13 protein-coding genes are annotated in these 16,585 nt (G+C 65.1%); 4 read left to right on the forward strand and 9 right to left on the reverse strand.

Annotated features, from left to right (window positions below):
- Positions 1-9 precede the first annotated feature (9 nt).
- The 8 genes from ACZ6ZD_RS22265 to ACZ6ZD_RS22300 form a co-directional block, all read right to left on the reverse strand.
- Complete coding sequence (locus tag ACZ6ZD_RS22265; protein ID WP_465674996.1) at positions 10-1,296, reverse strand: hypothetical protein; 1,287 nt, start codon at positions 1,294-1,296, stop codon at positions 10-12.
- Positions 1,286-1,984: a FadR/GntR family transcriptional regulator gene (locus tag ACZ6ZD_RS22270; RefSeq protein WP_465674998.1), complete on the reverse strand. Its 699-nt coding sequence runs from the start codon at positions 1,982-1,984 to the stop codon at positions 1,286-1,288. The genes ACZ6ZD_RS22265 and ACZ6ZD_RS22270 overlap by 11 nt, the downstream gene beginning before the upstream one ends.
- Positions 1,978-2,697 carry a FadR/GntR family transcriptional regulator gene (locus ACZ6ZD_RS22275; RefSeq protein ID WP_465675000.1) on the reverse strand — a complete coding sequence of 240 codons (720 nt, stop codon included), beginning with the start codon at positions 2,695-2,697 and terminating at the stop codon, positions 1,978-1,980. The genes ACZ6ZD_RS22270 and ACZ6ZD_RS22275 overlap by 7 nt, the downstream gene beginning before the upstream one ends.
- A 16-nt stretch (positions 2,698-2,713) precedes the next feature.
- Complete coding sequence (locus ACZ6ZD_RS22280) at positions 2,714-3,739, reverse strand: ABC transporter permease (RefSeq protein ID WP_465675002.1); 1,026 nt, start codon at positions 3,737-3,739, stop codon at positions 2,714-2,716.
- Positions 3,736-5,265, reverse strand: a complete 1,530-nt coding sequence (locus ACZ6ZD_RS22285) for a sugar ABC transporter ATP-binding protein (RefSeq protein ID WP_465675004.1) — start codon at positions 5,263-5,265, stop codon at positions 3,736-3,738. Before ACZ6ZD_RS22285 ends, ACZ6ZD_RS22280 begins: the two co-directional genes overlap by 4 nt.
- Positions 5,256-6,299: a substrate-binding domain-containing protein gene (locus ACZ6ZD_RS22290; protein ID WP_465675006.1), complete on the reverse strand. Its 1,044-nt coding sequence runs from the start codon at positions 6,297-6,299 to the stop codon at positions 5,256-5,258. Before ACZ6ZD_RS22290 ends, ACZ6ZD_RS22285 begins: the two co-directional genes overlap by 10 nt.
- Before the next feature lie 130 nt (positions 6,300-6,429).
- The gene (locus tag ACZ6ZD_RS22295; protein ID WP_465675008.1) at positions 6,430-9,003 is read right to left on the reverse strand and encodes an RICIN domain-containing protein; all 2,574 of its coding nucleotides are present in this window, start codon (positions 9,001-9,003) and stop codon (positions 6,430-6,432) included.
- Between the two features lie 358 nt (positions 9,004-9,361).
- Entirely contained in the window at positions 9,362-10,372 is a 1,011-nt protein-coding gene (locus ACZ6ZD_RS22300) for an alpha-L-fucosidase (RefSeq protein WP_465675010.1), read from the reverse strand.
- Between the two features lie 109 nt (positions 10,373-10,481).
- Here ACZ6ZD_RS22300 and ACZ6ZD_RS22305 point away from each other — a divergent pair, with 109 nt between their 5' ends.
- Positions 10,482-11,405: a formylglycine-generating enzyme family protein gene (locus tag ACZ6ZD_RS22305; RefSeq protein ID WP_465675012.1), complete on the forward strand. Its 924-nt coding sequence runs from the start codon at positions 10,482-10,484 to the stop codon at positions 11,403-11,405.
- A gap of 5 nt (positions 11,406-11,410) precedes the next feature.
- Here ACZ6ZD_RS22305 and ACZ6ZD_RS22310 read toward each other — a convergent pair whose 3' ends face one another.
- Entirely contained in the window at positions 11,411-12,115 is a 705-nt protein-coding gene (locus tag ACZ6ZD_RS22310; protein ID WP_465675014.1) for a FadR/GntR family transcriptional regulator, read from the reverse strand.
- A 638-nt stretch (positions 12,116-12,753) separates the two neighbouring features.
- Between ACZ6ZD_RS22310 and ACZ6ZD_RS22315 the strand changes: the two genes are divergently transcribed.
- From ACZ6ZD_RS22315 to ACZ6ZD_RS22325, 3 genes are all read left to right on the forward strand, one after another.
- Positions 12,754-14,412 carry a right-handed parallel beta-helix repeat-containing protein gene (locus tag ACZ6ZD_RS22315; protein ID WP_465675016.1) on the forward strand — a complete coding sequence of 553 codons (1,659 nt, stop codon included), beginning with the start codon at positions 12,754-12,756 and terminating at the stop codon, positions 14,410-14,412.
- Positions 14,413-14,574: 162 nt separating this feature from the next.
- A complete protein-coding gene (locus ACZ6ZD_RS22320; protein WP_465675018.1) occupies positions 14,575-15,738 on the forward strand; it encodes a mandelate racemase/muconate lactonizing enzyme family protein in 1,164 nt (387 codons plus the stop codon).
- The gene (locus ACZ6ZD_RS22325; protein WP_465675020.1) at positions 15,735-16,565 is read left to right on the forward strand and encodes an RraA family protein; all 831 of its coding nucleotides are present in this window, start codon (positions 15,735-15,737) and stop codon (positions 16,563-16,565) included. Before ACZ6ZD_RS22320 ends, ACZ6ZD_RS22325 begins: the two co-directional genes overlap by 4 nt.
- Positions 16,566-16,585 lie beyond the last annotated feature (20 nt).

The following is a 16,585-nucleotide window of genomic DNA, read 5'->3' on the forward strand; positions in this document are numbered from 1 at the left end:
TCCGATTTCCTATCGCCTTGGTGCCAGCTGCTCGATCAGCCGATCGCGGGTCATCCGACGGCCGAAGTCGAGCGCACCATTGATTCCCGCGCGCCGCAAGGTGAGCTGACCGGCAACGACTCGGGTCCGAACCGGTGAGATGCTCCCGACTCTGTCCTCTATCATCCGGGCCACCGCCGGCCCAGCCGCCAACCCGGTCGGGCCGTGCAGGACAACGGTCCCCGGGTCTGCTATTGCGGCGACGGCAGCGATCCCCAGTGCGACCCGCTGCACGAACCCCTCGGCGTACCGACGGGCGCTTGCCGACTCGCCTACTACCGCCTCTGCGGTCATCGACACCACAGGCGCCGACTCCAGTCCGCTCTCGACGCCGTACTGACGAAGGCCGGCCGCCCCGATGAGCTCTGCCAAGGTCTGGAATCGCCGTCCGCCCGGCTTCCCTGGCGTTCCAATGATCGGCATCCGGCCGATGTCGCCGGCAGTGCGACTCGTAGCGACGGTGGGTGTGCCCGCATTGCGGGTGACGGTAAGCCCCACTCCTTTGCCGATCCAGAGCAGGGCGAACTCATCCAAACCGTGCGCGGCGCCGGCCGCTCGCTCGGCGGTCGCGATCAGCTCGGGAGTTTGCATGATGCGCAGTTCGGTCCGGCGCTCACCGAGAACTGCGGCGAGGGCCTGCTGCCACTCTGCAAGGCGCTGACCGGCGTCAGGGGGCGCGTCGCCCGTCTCTTCCGGTCCCGGGAGTCCCAGCACCACCGCGCTCGGCCGGCCGTCGAGCCGATCCACCGTGGTCCGCACCGCGGCAACGACATCCTCACCGCGACTGCCGCGCCGCACGCGGTGAGACAACGTGACGGCGGTGTCCGGATCGGCGAAGTCTTCGACTCGCAGGTGAATCGAGTCGGCCAGCAGGTGGGCGCCAACGACCAGGTGCCGCCGGGGCGCCAGCCGGTAGCCGACCGGATTCGGGCCCGTTCTGATTCCGGGTTCCACACCGTCGGCCGCAATCAGATTCGCGCGTTCCAACTTGCCGAACAGATCGATCACGGTTGCTTGCCCGAGCCCGGTCAGTTCCCGGACCTGAGGACGGGTGAGCCTCCGATGGCGGATGAACAGGTCGAGAACCAGAGCGTCGGTCGCGGGACGCGCCGCCCGTGAGGACGGCATGCCAGGTCCGAAGGTCTCCGTCGGCACCGGTCCTCCCCTTCGCTGGTCGCGAGATCCAAACGTATCTCCCGTCCCCGGCAATCTCATCGGCACCTCGGCTGCTACAACAGATTCGAGCTCACCCGGCACCTGCGGATCGCGTGCAATCGAGCAGGTTGAGAACGCTGACGAACGCGCCGTTCGGGTCTTTGTCCCGGATTGCCGCAAAGATCACGCGATGATGGGCGGCAGCGCCATGAGCGCTGCTCCGGCAGCTGACATGTCCCGGCTGCATCAGGGCTGTGCGCGAGACAACTGCCATCCTGCCGAGCACCTCGTTCCGTGTTGCCTGCAGCAACTGGCAGTGGAATCCCAGCTCGGCTCTTCGGCGGGTACGCTCGTCGTCCCCGAAAGCCATGTCGTCAAGGTGCGTCCGGAGCTGGTCCAGGTCCTCCTGCGTTCGGCGCAATGCCGTCAGTCGGGCAGCGGCCGGTTCGATGATGATCCTGACTTCATGTAGGCGAGCGAGCAGAGCAACATCCCCGCGGGCCGTCATCCAGCGCAGTAGGTCGTGGTCCAGCAGGTCCCAGTCGGATCTCGCCCGGACAAAGGTCCCGCGCTTCGGTCGCGCGCCGATCAGCCCCTTGGCGTTCAGGACGATCAGCACCTCGCGGAGCGCCGCCAGGCTGAGGCCGAGCTCACCCCGGAGGGCCACCAGGTCGATCGTCGTACCGACGGGCAGCTCCCCGGAAAGAATGCGGGCCGCCAGCAGTTGGACCGTCTGCTGGTGGACTCCGCCGGGACGCCGAGCCGTCGGTACCGCACCTGGATTCACCACTTAGCAGCTACGTTCTCAATCGTACCTACTGGGCCCTTCTCGGCGAGAAGGGCCCTGGTCGCCAGGGCAGCACGATCGGGGTCGCGGTTCCGAACGGCATCAACGATCGCTGCATAGGCCGCTGCCGGATCGTCAGGGTCCACTGCCTGCACGCCCCGCCGATCATGAGCAACCGGCCCGACCTGAAGGAGTGCCTCGATCCTGACCAGCAACTCGTTGTGGGCGGCCGTCACGAGGGCACGATGAAAGGCCAGATCGGCGGCCTCGGCCTCGTCTGCTGCCGCCGACGCGATCCGCGCCGTCGCGGTCTCCAGTTCGGTAAGGTCGTTCACATCACGTCGCAAAGCGGCCAGCCGCGCCCAGGACGGCTCGACGATCTCGCGGACTTCGGCCAGGTCCGCCTGGAATGCCGGCCAGCCGGCACCGCTCGACCGCCAGCGGACGACATCGGGGTCGAGCAGTCTCCAGTCCCTGCGCGACTGGACGTACGTCCCCAGTTTCTGTCGGGCATCGATCAGCCCCTTGACCTTCAGTACTCGCAGCGACTCGCGCAGGACCGTCCGACTCACCTTGAGCTCGGTCACCAGACCGTCCAGGTCGAGAATCTCGCCCGGGCGGAAAGCGCCGGAGACAATCCGTAGACCGATCTCCTCGACCACTTGCCCCTGAATCCCCCGGCCGTGGTAGCCACGTGTGCGGACGTCGGTCTTCATCTGTAGGACATCTCGGTCAGGTCGGAAGGCCGACGGCCCGCTCGCCGCTTCGTCGCTGCTGAATCACGACGGCGGCCACCAGGAGAGTGCCCTGCGCAACGTTCTGCCAGAACGTATTGACCCCGACGACGTTCAAGCCGTTGTCCAACGCCCCCAGCAGAAGGACCGCCAGCAAAGTTCCGCCGATCGTGCCCTTTCCGCCCTTCAGAGCACAACCTCCGAGAGCGGCAGCTGTGATCGCCTTCAACTCCAGACCCTCACTGCCCGACACCGGCTGTCCGGAGCCGGTCCGTGCTGTGAGAATCACTCCGGCGACCGCTGCCACCGCGCCGGTCAGCACGAACACCGCGATGAGGTACCTGTTGATGTTGATCCCGGCCAGCCGCGCGGCGGTGTCATTGCCACCGATCGCGTAGATGTTGCGACCGATGTCTGTGTACTTCAGCAGGAAATGCAGTGCCAGCGACACCAGCACGAGCACCACTACCGGAACCGGGAGCCCGAAGAGCCTGCCCCGCGCGATGAAGATGAACAGATCGTTGTCGAGCACGAAACCCTGGGCCCGTCCACCGGAGATCAGCTGCGCGACGCCTTTGTAGGCAGCCAACGTGGCCAGCGTCGCGATCACCGGGTTGATCCGGCCGTAGACGATGACCACACCGTTCAGCAACCCCGCCAGCAGACCCACACCGATCGCAGCGAAGATACCCAGCAACGCATTCTGTCCGGTCGCCACGAAGGCCATCGCGGAAATCACCGAGGCGATTCCGGCCTGGGAGCCGACGGAGATGTCGAGACCGCCGCAGATGATGACGACGGTCTGGACGACGGCCAGCAATCCGAACACTGTCACCGCCTCGCCGATTCCGGCCAGGTTCGCGAGGTCGAGGTACCCGGGATTGAGCGCGCCGAACAGACCGACCACCACGACCAAGGCGCCGATCAAGCTGAGGTTCCCCGTCCCACCGATGTAGTCGATCGGTCTCCGGCTCCGCAGCTGCTCAGGTCGGGTTCTGGGTCGTGCGTCGTCCACCTGCGTCATCGGTCGTCCTCTGTGATCAGATCCTCGGCCATCGCGAGGGACAGGATTCTTGCTTCACTGGCGTCGGCACGCAGTAGCTCACCGGTGACCCGACCGCTCTGCATGACGACGATCCGGTCTGCCAGCCCAAGTACCTCGGGCAGCTCCGACGAGATCATCAGGACGGCGACGCCCTCCGCGGCGAGTCCGTCGATGATCCGGTAAATCTCCGCCTTGGCGCCGACGTCGACTCCTCGAGTCGGTTCGTCCAGCACCAAGATCTTCGGCTTGCGCGCCAACCAACGAGCCAGCACGACCTTCTGCTGATTCCCACCGGACAGTTGCCGAATCTCCTGCTCCAGATGCCGCGCGCGGATCCGAAGCTTGTCGACGTACGACTGAGCGAGCTGTCGCTCTTCGGCCCGCCGAACGATTCGAAACCGGCGCAACAGGGGCAAGGTCGCGAGCGTCAGATTGTCACGGACCCCGCGGTGCAGTAGCAGCGCCTGCGCCTTGCGCTCCTCCGGCGTATAGCCGAAACCTGCCCGTACCGCGTCTTGCGGCCGACGCATCCGCAGGGGCCGGCCGTCGACACGCACCTGCCCACTACGGATCGGTACGTCGCCGACCAGTGCCGCGGCGAGCTCCGACCGCCCGGCTCCGACCAGCCCTGCCAGCGCGACAACCTCGCCCGCACGGACAGTAAGACTGATGTCGGTGACGTCGTCGGTGCACACCGACTCGACCTCGAGGACGACGTCCCCCGGTACTTCATGGGTGCGGGCGAACAACGTGGACAGGTCACGGCCGACCATCATCCGGAGGATCTCGTCATCCGTGACCTCGGCCATCGAGCGATCCCCGACCAGCGCTCCGTCCCGGAGTACCACCACCCGATCGGCCAGCCGACGGATCTCACGCATCCGGTGCGAGACGTACACGACGGCCAGACCGAGATCCCGCAGCCTTCCGATCAGCGCGAACAGCGCCTCCGCCTCGTGATCGGACAAGGACGAGGTCGGCTCGTCGAATGCGATCAGTTTGGCATCGGTGGTGAGAGCTCTCATGATCTCGACCAACTGACGCTGCGCCGGCGTAAGTCTCGATCCAAGGACGTCGGGGTCGATAGCACCCTCGAAACCGAGCCGGGCCAGGTCGGCGCGCACCCGCTGGTGCAGACCTGATCGGTCGAGCCGCCGCCCCGAGAGTCGGGGCAGCCCGCCGAGATAGACGTTCTCGGCCACGGACACGTGCGGGACGATCTCAGGTTCCTGAGCGATCACCCGGACACCGGCCTTGCGGGCGGCCGCCGGATCGGACGGCGCAAACGGTGCTCCGGCCAGCGTGAGCTTGCCGCCGTCCGCCTGGTGGTCACCGCCGAGGATCTTCAGCAAGGTGGACTTACCCGCCCCGTTCTCCCCCATGAGAGCGGTCACCTGTCCAGCCGAGAAGTCGACCGTCACGTCCCGCAGGGCGGGGACACCGGCGAAGTTCTTCGCCAGCGCCTCCGCCTGCAGGCCGGTGCCGACAGCTCCGATCAGCCGCACTTCAGCCCGGCCTGCTGCCAAGTGTCCGGATCGACCATCTCGGTCGGCGCGAACGCCTCGGCCGGCATCGCCTTCCCGTTCTTGATGTTGTCGTACAGCGTTTGCACCGACAGCGCCCCGACGTCTTCGCCGTCGATGAACAAGGCGGCCTTGAAACCGGTCGCCTTACCTCCACGCCATTCCTTGCACGCAAGGTAGGCGCCGAGTCCCACGCCGAGGATCTTGTCCGCACCGTAGCCCGCGTTCTGGATCGCAGTCACTCCGCCGCTGACGTTCTCGTCGTTACATCCGACCACAACCCAGTTCTTCACCGCTCGGTTGCCGGCGACGGTCGCGCCGATCCGGTTCTGGGCATCCGAAGGAGTGTTGTCGGTGCCGACCTCGATCGACTTCAGGTCGACTCCGCTGGCAGCCTTGAAGGCCGCCTGGGCAGCCTCGACCCGGTCGCGGCAGACTGTCACATCTTGCTTGAGGGCACTGATGATCGCGGAGTCGGCGGCCTGCCAGCCCAGCTTCTTGAAATCCTCGCCCGCCCGCTTGCCGACTTCGGTGCCCATCTGCTCACCGCTGAAGCCGACCCTCGGCACCAACTGCTCCTTCGGGCAGACGGTCGGGTCCGGTCCGTTCGCGCAAATCTGGTCATCCGAGGTGAGCAGCGGTACGCCGGCTGCTTTGGTGAGCTGCGCCACCTGCGGACCCACCGAAGGATCCGGTACGACGACGATCACTCCGGACACCTTCTGGTTGATCGCGTTCTGCACCTCGGTGACCGCCTTGTTGGCGTCGTTGCCCAGGTTCACCACCTTGAGGTCGACGCCGAGCTCAGCGGCCTTGGCCTGAGCCCCTTTCGCCTCTCCGATGAAGTACTCCTGGTCGCCCTGCTTCTGGGCATAGACGATGCTGATCTTGCCGTCGGCCGCCTTGTCCGCGGGCGAGGCCTTCTGCTCCTTGCCCGACGAACAACTCGTGACGGTCAGCACCAGAGCGATGCCGCACCCGGCCATCCGCAGCCGGCCTCGACGATCCAACGCCATCTCTGTTTCTCCTTGCTCTGCGACCGTGGCCGCGACACTTCGACTGCCTGACTGGCAAGTCTTGATACATCTGGCTTCTCAGGCCGACGCGCGGTTCCCGCCTCTTCGCGAGAGGCGGGAACCGGCCGCCTCACAGGACGCTGTTGAAGGCCCAGCGTTGCGACGACACCTGGGCGCTCGTCGTCTGCGCCAGCGGGATCCCGGACGCGAGCGATCCACGGCCCAGATCGACGCTCTTACCGCTGTGCCGGCTCACCATCGAGAACCGGCCGTCCGGGCCTGGAACGAGCCGCCATTGCTGGTTCGTGCCATTGACGTCCGTCCACTGATCGAGCTCCGCACCCTCAGCCGTGGACATCCCTGGGACAGTCAGCGCCTTTCCGCTCTGCACGCTGATGAGTTTGACGTAGCCGTCCGGCATCTTGACCAGACGCCACTGCTCCCAATTGACGTACGACCGTTGATAGGAGATCACCGCTGCGCTGTTTGCAGTCGACCCGCCCGCAACGTTGGGTACCAGGTTGTTGGCCCCGTTCGACAGGACGAAGGTCCCACTCACGGGGACGTACCACCAGTCGTCGTCGGGGCGGTCCACCAGGGCTCTGCCCGCGGCGTCGGCGGGCACCCGTTCGTTGGTGACCCGGTTCGCGACTTCGTACGTCGTCCCCTCGTAGCGGTCGGTCAACCGGTCGACCCGGAAGTTGTCGAACTGGGCTCCGTGGTAGCCGTCCACCGCAATCCCTGCCTGCCCCTGACCGAGCGCGGAATCGGTCACGCTGGCCACCTGAACGCCGTCGACCTGAGCTGTCAGCGTCGATCCGTTGACCGCCAGCGACATGCGGTGCCAAGTGTTGATTCCAGGAGCAGCGACGGTTCCGCTCGCCAGAGTGGTGAACTGCCAGGAATTGACACTGCGGAGCAGCGACCAGGAACCGGAGTCGCTGACCCTCAGCCGATAGGCATCCAGGGCCGAGTTGTTCCTGCCAACCTGCCCGACCCTGGCCAGCACCTCGGCAAACCCTGCCCGCTCCAGCAAGAAATCGCTACTGACTCGGTAGTCGGCCCAGCCCAGATCGCCGACCATCGAATACGGCGCCCGGTAGGCCTCGCTGGTCCAAGCCCGTGGAGAGCCGACGGCCGTTTGCCGCAAGCAACGACCCGCTCGGCCGACCGCGCAGGGCGAGGTCTCGAAGGCGCCGTTCATTCCGACGAAGTACTTCGCCTCCCGATCGTTCGGGTAGCTCTCGAAGTTGTCTGCGTAGGGCAGGGTCAGCTGCGACCGCAAGGGCCCAACGGCCGTGCCCTTGCCCTGTCCGGACGTCGTGGTGAACGTGTAGACATGTCCGGGCTTCAGCGTCACCGTGAACGCTCCGCCCGACGGGGCGACATCGGCTTGGCGAGCCAGCTGCCTGGCCGGATCAGCCGACCGCAAATCGGTGGTCCAGACTTGCACCGTCCCCTGCGACACCCCGGCGAGCCTGAATGTCGCGTCCTGGTCGGCCGTGGCATCGACAGTCTCGACGACGGTGCTGTAGTTGCCATTGTTGGGCGACTTACGAGTCACGTAACTTCCGTTGAGGCGATCGCCGCCGAGGTAACCGACCGCGGAGTCGACGTGCTGCCAGCCAGGTTCGCTGAACCGGGCAGTGTGGGCCACGACCCAAGCAGACTTCCCCACGCTGTATTCGCCGGACCACGGCTGATTCGCGACCAACAGTCCGTCGAAGGAGAAGTGCTGGTTCTGCTGAAAGGCGCTGAGCAGAGCCCAGTTCGTGAAGGACGTCATCTTGGCGTCGATGTAGATCCGGTTCAGGTTCCGGGCCATGGCGAACGATCCGCCGTTGTTCTCCTGCGATCCGCCTTCGCTCTCCCAGATCGGTTTGCCGGAGGCGATCGCCGCGGGGCCGGCACCGCAGTTACTCGCCGCGGTCAGGTATCCGCAGACGTAGTGCGTACCGATCACGTCGACAGCATCGCGAAAGGCGGGATCGCTGGCCATGTCGTTGGCGATGGCTTCCTGATTGAAGGAGTCGTCGGCAACGATCTTTACGTTCCCGAATCCGGCCTGGCGCAGGGCCTGCTTGTACTTCACGTACCAAGCCTTGTCGTAGCCGTGCTCGTTCCAGCCGCCGACATAGTCGATGGTCAGGCCGTGCACCCGCCGCGCACCCTGCAACCACTTCAGGTGGTAGTCGACCATGGCATCGGTCCAGAAGTTCCGGCCGCCATCGGTGGCCCAGTTCGGACCGCCCCAGGCCAGCGCGGCGAGCTTGATCCCAGGATTGCGAGCCTTCGCCTCCTTCATCAACCACCACTCGTACCCGCGCTCGTAGTTCTCGTCCGTCGCGGTGTGCATGTGGCTGGTCTCAGCGCCATCGGTGCTGTTCGTGTCACCGCCGATCTCGACTTTGAGCATCTGCAGCGACGCGCCGTATCCGGGCTTGAAGAGGTAGTCGAGGATCTGGCTGCGTTGTGGTTCCGGATAGTCGATCAGCATCCGGCTACTGGCACCGGCGCTGAGAGCACCGATGCCGTCGAAGGTCCGACCCAGCTGGCTGCCGTCAACTGTGATCGTGGTGCTGACCGCCGCCTGAGCCGGCGCCGTCACCAGGACAGTCGAGGTCGGCAGCAGGAGGGCGAAGGCCGCCAGCAGGCGGCCGAGTCGAGTGGGAAATGAGGTCCGGCGGGGCACGGATAGGTGCACAAAGCCTCCCTGAGCGGACGCACGGGCCGCCGAGGCGGCCGACGCGGGGATCGACAAGGCACCGGTCTCGGCAGCTAGTCAGCCACCGCACCGGCGATCACCCGATGCTGGCGGCCGGAGCTAACCGAGTCAAGATAATTCATAAAATACTTTTAATTCTGATTACATCAGATGCGCCCTGAATCCAGTCGCCAGCCGACTGGTTAGGACGCCTGCCAGCAGGAAAACTGGACAAGAGCGTTACCCTCGCAGCATTATCTAGTCACCATGCGACTTGTTGCAGTGGCGATTGCGGAGCGTGGTCGTGATGCGGCAGCCATCGGGGTGGTCGTTTGGGCGACCACCCCGATGGCCGGGATCACGGGGCGTCGGCGATGTCGATCAATCGGTCGACGTACTTCTTCTCGATGATGCCGTTGCGGCTTGGCGGCACGTTGAGCAGCCACTGGTAGCCGCGGTCACGCAACCGGTTACGCTCGTGCAACATGGTCGCGAGCGGCTTCGGACCACCCATACCCGGGCCCTGGAACCAGCCGGCGCCGTTCGTCCCGGCGAACTGCACAGGGTAGGTCAGACCTGCTTCGGGGAACTTCACGCCGTTCTCGTGGGCAACGATCTCGGTGGTTTCGAGGGTGTAGTCCTTGTCGTTGTTGACGATGATCGTGCTGGGCGACACCGACATGATCAGATCGCGAACGGGCTCGTAGGGGATCTGCTCATAGGTGGCGCCCTTGTCGATGCCGGTGTTCATGAACCAGCCGTCGAGCCAGATGGTGTCGATCTGGCCGTACTTCGTGAGCAGCTCGCGGAGCTGGAAGACGACCAGATCGCGGGCCCGCTTGCGGAACTCTTGGGTGCGGTCCGGGGTCGGGGGGTCGAGTGGGGCGTTGGTGCGGTCCCAGATGGAGAAGTAGAAGCCGACTTTGATTCCTTCGGCCCGGAAGGCGTCGACGTACTGCTTGATGATGTCGCGCCGGTACGGACTGGCGGCGACGTCGTAGTTGTTGGCCGCGGTGTCCCACAGCGCGAACCCGTCGTGATGCTTGGCTGTCAGCACGGCGAAGGTCGCGCCGAACGCCTTCGCCGAGCGGGCCCACTGCGCGGGATCAACGGTGGACGGATTGAACCGCGCCACCGGCGTCCCGGGGTCAGCCCATTGCTTGCCCACCATGGTGCCCATGCCGTAATGCATCATCATGCCGCGGGGGTTGTTCCGCACATGCGCCCGCGCGGCCGCCGGCGATCCGAGAGCGACATTGGGTTGCGCCACGCTGTCCAAGTCGATCTCGACTGCGACCGCGGCCTGACTCGGCGCGCTCAACAGACCGGCAACCATCAGCGCCGCCAGCACGACACTGCTCCTGCGCACGCGCCCAAGACGTGCCCGATTCTTCGAGAACATAGGCCACTACCTTCCGTAGCTCGTTACTCAAGCGGAAATGTTGGCGAAAACATAATACGTTTGACCTTTGGTGTCCATGCCGCAGAGTGGACCGTTCAGATCGCGAAGACTCGGGGAGAAGGCCTTGCAGCAACCGATCGAGGTACCGGCAGGTGAGTTCTTGATGGGTGATGCGTTCGGCGAAGGCCACGTCGACGATGGCGAGATACCCGTCCACCGGGTCAGTTTGGCCGGGTTCGCCGTCGACCCGACCGCGGTCACGAACGAGGAGTTCGCCGCGTTCATCGACGCAACAGGGCATGTCACCGACGCCGAGCGGTACGGGACGTCGGCCGTGTTCCACCTTGCGATCGACGCCGCGGACCCGGCCGTCATCGGAGGGACCGCGGGGACCTCGTGGTGGAGAACCGTTCGAGGCGCCACCTGGGCACATCCGGAAGGGCCGCGGTCCGACCTCGACGGCCGGATCGATCATCCCGTCGTCCACGTGTCCCACCACGACGCGATCGCTTACTGCACGTGGGCCTCGAAACGCCTACTGAGCGAAGCCGAATGGGAGTACGCGGCCCGCGCCGGCACACCTGGGCGCAGATACATCTGGGGCGATCGCCTCACCCCGGACGGACAGCACAGGTGCAACATCTGGCAAGGGCCTTTCCCTTTCGAGAACACCCTCGATGACGGCTACCTGACGACCGCGCCGGCCCGCAGCTATCAGCCCAACGACTTCGGACTGTGGAACATGTCCGGCAACGTCTGGGAGTGGTGTGCCGACTGGTACTCGCCGTACTACTACAAGCGCTCCACCACCCAGGACCCGCGTGGCCCGGCCTTCGGCCTGGGCCGGGTGATGCGCGGCGGCTCATATCTGTGCCACGACTCCTACTGCAACCGCTATCGGGTGTCCGCTCGCTCCAGCAACAGTCCCGACTCGTCGTCGGCGAACATCGGCTTTCGCTGCGCCCGCGACAGCAGCGGTTCGCCGGCACCGGACAAGTGAGAGGTTCAGGCCACAGACCCACCCTGGGTAGCGCCGGCCGGTCGATTGGCCAGGTAATCGTCAAGCCATCGTCGCGCCGTGGTCACGTGGACGAAGGCCGCGGCCTCCGCGGCATGCGGATCGCCATCCTGCAACGCCAGCAGGATGTTCTGGTGATGTTCGATGGTCAATTCGGTGGCATTGTCACTGACCATCCCACCCCAGACGCGGAGCCGGACCGTCTTGCTCGACAACCCGTCGAGCAGCGTGATCAACGTCTGATTGTCAGTGGCCCGGACGATCTCGGCATGGAAGTCGAGATCGTTGTGCACCAGATCTTCGATCGTGCCCTGGTGCTTGTGACTTTCGTGCGCGGCGCGGATCCTGGCCATTTTCTCGGGTGTCATCCGCATCGCCGCGATCCGGGCCGCCGACGGCTCGAGCAGCTGGCGTACCTCCAGAACCTCGCGCAACGTCTCGTCCCGCATCATTTCGACCGCCAGCGAGATCCCGGCCAGCAACTGGTCGGGCTGCAGGCTGGTCACGTACGTCCCTGACCCGTGCCGGACAGTCAGCACTCGCATCTGCTCGAGCACCCGGACGGCCTCACGCAGGGAGTTACGGGAGATTCCCAGGAGAACGGCGAGCTCGGACTCCTGCGGCAACCGCTCGTTCGGCTGCAGCTTGCCGTCGATGATCAGCTGGCGGATCCGAGTGACAGCGTTGTCCATGACTGGCATCTGGTCGACCTCCGAGGCTGTGCGGTTGTCTCCATCATGTCATCCCATATGTGCCATCTCAGTCATCCCATGACTATGAACATTATCGAAGCCTTGACGCCAACTCAGCGTGTGTGAATGATAACCGAGCATCAAGATATCGGAGGACTTATCAAGTCCCGCAGTTGGGCCGATGGAGACCTCCTAGCTCCCTCCCGCTCCGGATACCTCTTCTCGCCGGTCGGCCTGCTCCCGCCACGACAGGTCAGACCTGCACTTGCCTGTGGCTTGCCATCCGGTCCTGGGGCGGATCAGCGCGTGCACACACGCGAGTCAGATCCGGTTTCCGGTCCGTTTCTGGGCCGACGAGGAAAGGCTACGAGATGAAGATGCTGAGACCATCGGTCTGGGCGAGCAGTTTTGTACTCCTGGCAGCGCCGTTGGCGGTCATGGGTTCGGCGCCGACCGCCTCCGCGGGTGTCGCCGCCGTGAGCTACTACGTCGCGACAAATGGAGACGACAACTGGAACGGAACAGCTGCAACGAGAGGCTCCGGCAGCCAGGGACCGTTCCGAACCGTTCAGAAATGCGCGAGTGTGGCCGTCGCCGGCGACACCTGCAACATTCGCTCCGGCACTTACTACGAAACGGTGCGACCGCCGCGAAGCGGAAGCCAGAGCGGCAGGATCACCTTCCAGCCCTACAACAACGAGAACGTGACGATCAGCGGCGCCGATCCTGTCACCGGGTGGACGCAGCACTCCGGCAACATCTACCGCGCCGACGTCCGGCTCCCTACCGACAAACACAATCCGAGTGGCTTCATGGCCAACCAGGTGTTCGTCAACAAGGTGATGCAGACCCAAGCACGCTGGCCCAACGCCGGCAGCGATCTGTCGAGGCCGGTCGTCGCGTTCGCCGACGACAACACGACGAAGGACAGGGTCTTCAAGTCGACGATGCCGTCAGGAGACTGGGCGGGCGCGACACTGTGGCACATCTCCCGGGGACGATGGATCGCTCAGTCCGGAGACGTGACCGCATCCAGACCCGGTCAGATCGACGTTGTCGGTGCGGACTACGGATGTCCGGGCAACTGTCTGCAGGGCGGCGGTCAATCCCGGTTCGCCTTCAGCGGCAAACTCGGCCTTCTGGACACCGCCTCCGAGTGGCACTACGACGGCGCCGCCCGGCGGCTCTATCTCTGGGCCCCCGGAGGCGGCGCTCCGACCAACGTCCTGGCGAAGCAGCGAGTCTTCGCCTTCGACCTCAGTGGACGTTCGTGGATCACGGTCAAGGGCCTCGGCATCTTCTCGGCGACGATCCAGACGAACGAGAACACCACGAACACCATCATCGACGGTATCGATGCGAGGTACGTCTCCCACTTCATGACCCTGCCGCACGTCCCGGGCCAGCGCGGCATCGTCGGACCTTACGGGGCACACACCACCGATACCGGCATCATCGTGAACGGCTCCTCGAACGTGATCCGCAACAGCAAGGTCACCTTCAGCGCCGGTAACGGGATCTCGCTCCAGGGCTCCAACAACCTGGCCGACAACAACCTGATCCACGATGTGAACTACTTCGGCGCCTACACCGCGGGTATCTACATTCAGGGCAGCAACCAGCGGGTCCGCAACAACACCATCTACAACGTCGCCCGCGACGGGATCCTGGTCAAGGACACCTATGGCGGCTTCCAGTTCGTCGACAACGAGATCTCCTACAACCGGGTCTACAACTTCGGCATCCAGAACACCGATCTCGGCGGGATCTACGTGTGCTGCTCCATCAACGGGCGCGGCACCAGCATCCACCACAACGTCTTCCACACCGCACTCACCACCCCCACCATCCTGCACCCGGACAACACGGCCAAGGGCGTCTACCTCGACAACGGCAGCCATCACTTCACCGTCAACCACAATGTGGTGTACGACGTGAAGCACATGGCCTTCTTCGCCAACGGCGGCGGAAACAACCGCTTCCTCAACAACACCGTCGGGGGCGGCCAACTGGTCTCGTTCGGTGGCCCCAACAGATCGAACAGCTACATCAACAACATCGCCGCCGCCGGCCGCTGGACAGCGGACTCGCAGGTCGACGAGAACAACCTCAGACCGGGAACGGACGCGCAATTCGTCAATGAGTCGGCCAACAACTACCAACTGACGAGCGGATCGCCGGCGCGGAACACCGGCCAGGCCATTCCTGGCATCACCACCAACGCGGTCGGCGTACCCGACATCGGCGCCTACGAGTTCGGCGCTCCGACCTGGACCGCGGGCTTCCGGGAACCCTGATCCCTCATCCCGAGCCGACGCCGTCGCCCCTCGGGGGCGGCGGCCTCGGCACGTACAGCTGATCCGCAAAGTTCTCCCATGACTTCACTCTCAACTGGGTTGACGCCTCGGATTTCACCCGCGATGATCAGCACTCTTGCTCAAGACATTGGAGAACTATCGGTGATCACTGATCTTCGCACGATCTGCGCCAGCCGACTGCACGACCGCGAGGAGCAGTGGTTCACGGACCGATATCGCACCGTCAAAGCCGACGTGACCTTGGTCGTGGTCGAAACCAGCGACGGCCTGGTCGGCGTCGGCGAAGCCTCCCCTTACGGCAATCCGCTGCAGATCGCGGACTGGGTGGAGTGCTACCGCCTCTTTCTGCTCGGCGCCGACATCTTCGACTACAGCGTCGTACCGCGGCCGACCGGCACAGTTCGGCGACAGCCCACTCGGTCGGCCCACGACTTCGCCGTCGCGGGTATCGACTGTGCGCTCTGGGACGTCCGCGGAAAGGCAACCGGCCGTTCGGTGGCCGATCTGCTGAGCCCTGGAGCCGGCGTTTCCACTGTCGAGGTCTATGCGTCCGGCGGGGTGCGGTACGACTGGTCGAGCGATCCGCAGACCCTCGTCACAGAGGTGAAGGGCTACGCCGATGCGGGCTATCGCTTCGCGAAGATCCGGCTGGGAACGGCCTGGCGTTGGGACGGCGTCACACCCGGGCGCTTTCTCGCGCTGTACGACGAGGTCCGTGACGCGGTCGGAAGCGAATTCGGACTGGCGGTCGACGCAAACAGCCGGCTGACTCGGCCCGAAGCACGCGAACTGGCAGAAGGGCTCGAAGAGCGCGGCGCCTGCTGGCTGGAGGAGCCGCTTCCGAAGGACGATCTCGAGGGATACGCCAACCTGACGCCGGCTGTCGGCCTCAAGATCAGCGGCGGCGAGTCATTCAGCACGATCGAGCAGTTCCGGCCGTGGATCGACGCCGGCTGTTTCGACATCGTGCAGCCTGACGCCGGCGTCTGCGGCATCACCGAGGTGCTACGGATCGGGCGTCTCGCCGCCGAGTCCGGATTGCAGCTGATCCCCCACTCCTGGCACAACGGCCCGATGCTGATGGCCAACGCACACGCGGTCGCGGCCCTGCCGAACGCTCCGATGGTGGAGGAATGCATGGTGCAGGGACCACTCAAGTGGGAAGCACTGAAAGAAGGAAACCAGGTGGTCGACGGCCGGGTCTCAGTCGCCGGCGTGGCCGGTCTCGGAATCTCGCACCGGGCCGGCCTCGACGAGATCTACCCTTACGTCGAGGGTCACTACGGCATCGAGGTCGTCAGATGAGCCTGCCGGAGAAGCCCGGTCCCGATGCCGGCATTCCCGACTACCGCATCGAAGGGCCGTGGCCCCTGCCGGTCCGCGGCCCCGAGATTCCGCCTCTTCCGGAAGGGCTGGTCGAAGCTCTCGCCGACGTCAGTGCGGCGACCGCTTCGGGAACCCTGCATCGGATGGGGGTGAGGAAGACGTACCTGCAAGGGCTGCGCAGCAGTCTGCCCGGACATCGAGTCGTCGGCCGCGCGGTGACCCTGCAGTTCATGCCGATGCGCGAAGACATCTACAGCGATGCCGGCGTAACTCAGGAGTACATCGAGCGATCGACTGCCTTGTGGGCGGTCCTCGACGCCATTCAGCCTGGCGACATTCTGGTCGCACAGGCCCACGGATCGCTACGCAGTGGTGTCATCGGCGAGATGCTCGGGCAGCATCTGCGGAACCGAGGAGGCGTCGCAGCGGTGATCGACGGCGGCGTTCGCGACAGCGGGCGCCTTCGGCAGCTGAATCTGCCGATCTGGTCGCTGGGCCCGACGCCGCACTACGCGTCACAAGGTGAGTTGCTGCCCTGGGGTTATCACGTTCCGGTGGCTGTTGCCGGAACCCTTGTCCTTCCCGGCGACGTGATCGTGGCAGATGACGATGGCGCAGTGGTGATACCGATCGGCAGGGCCGGCGCAGTGGCAGAAGCCGGTAGCCATCACGAAGCGTGGGAGGAGTTCTCTCGGCAGAAGCTGGCGCGCGGCGGCGCGTTGCGGCGCTACTACCCGTTGGACGACGTCGGCACCGCCGAATACCGGACCTGGGAAGCTGCCGGTCGACCACCAATTGCGGATTGAAGGGGAGCAGCTGACATGTT

It is taken from the genome of Kribbella sp. NPDC104218, assembly GCF_055584105.1.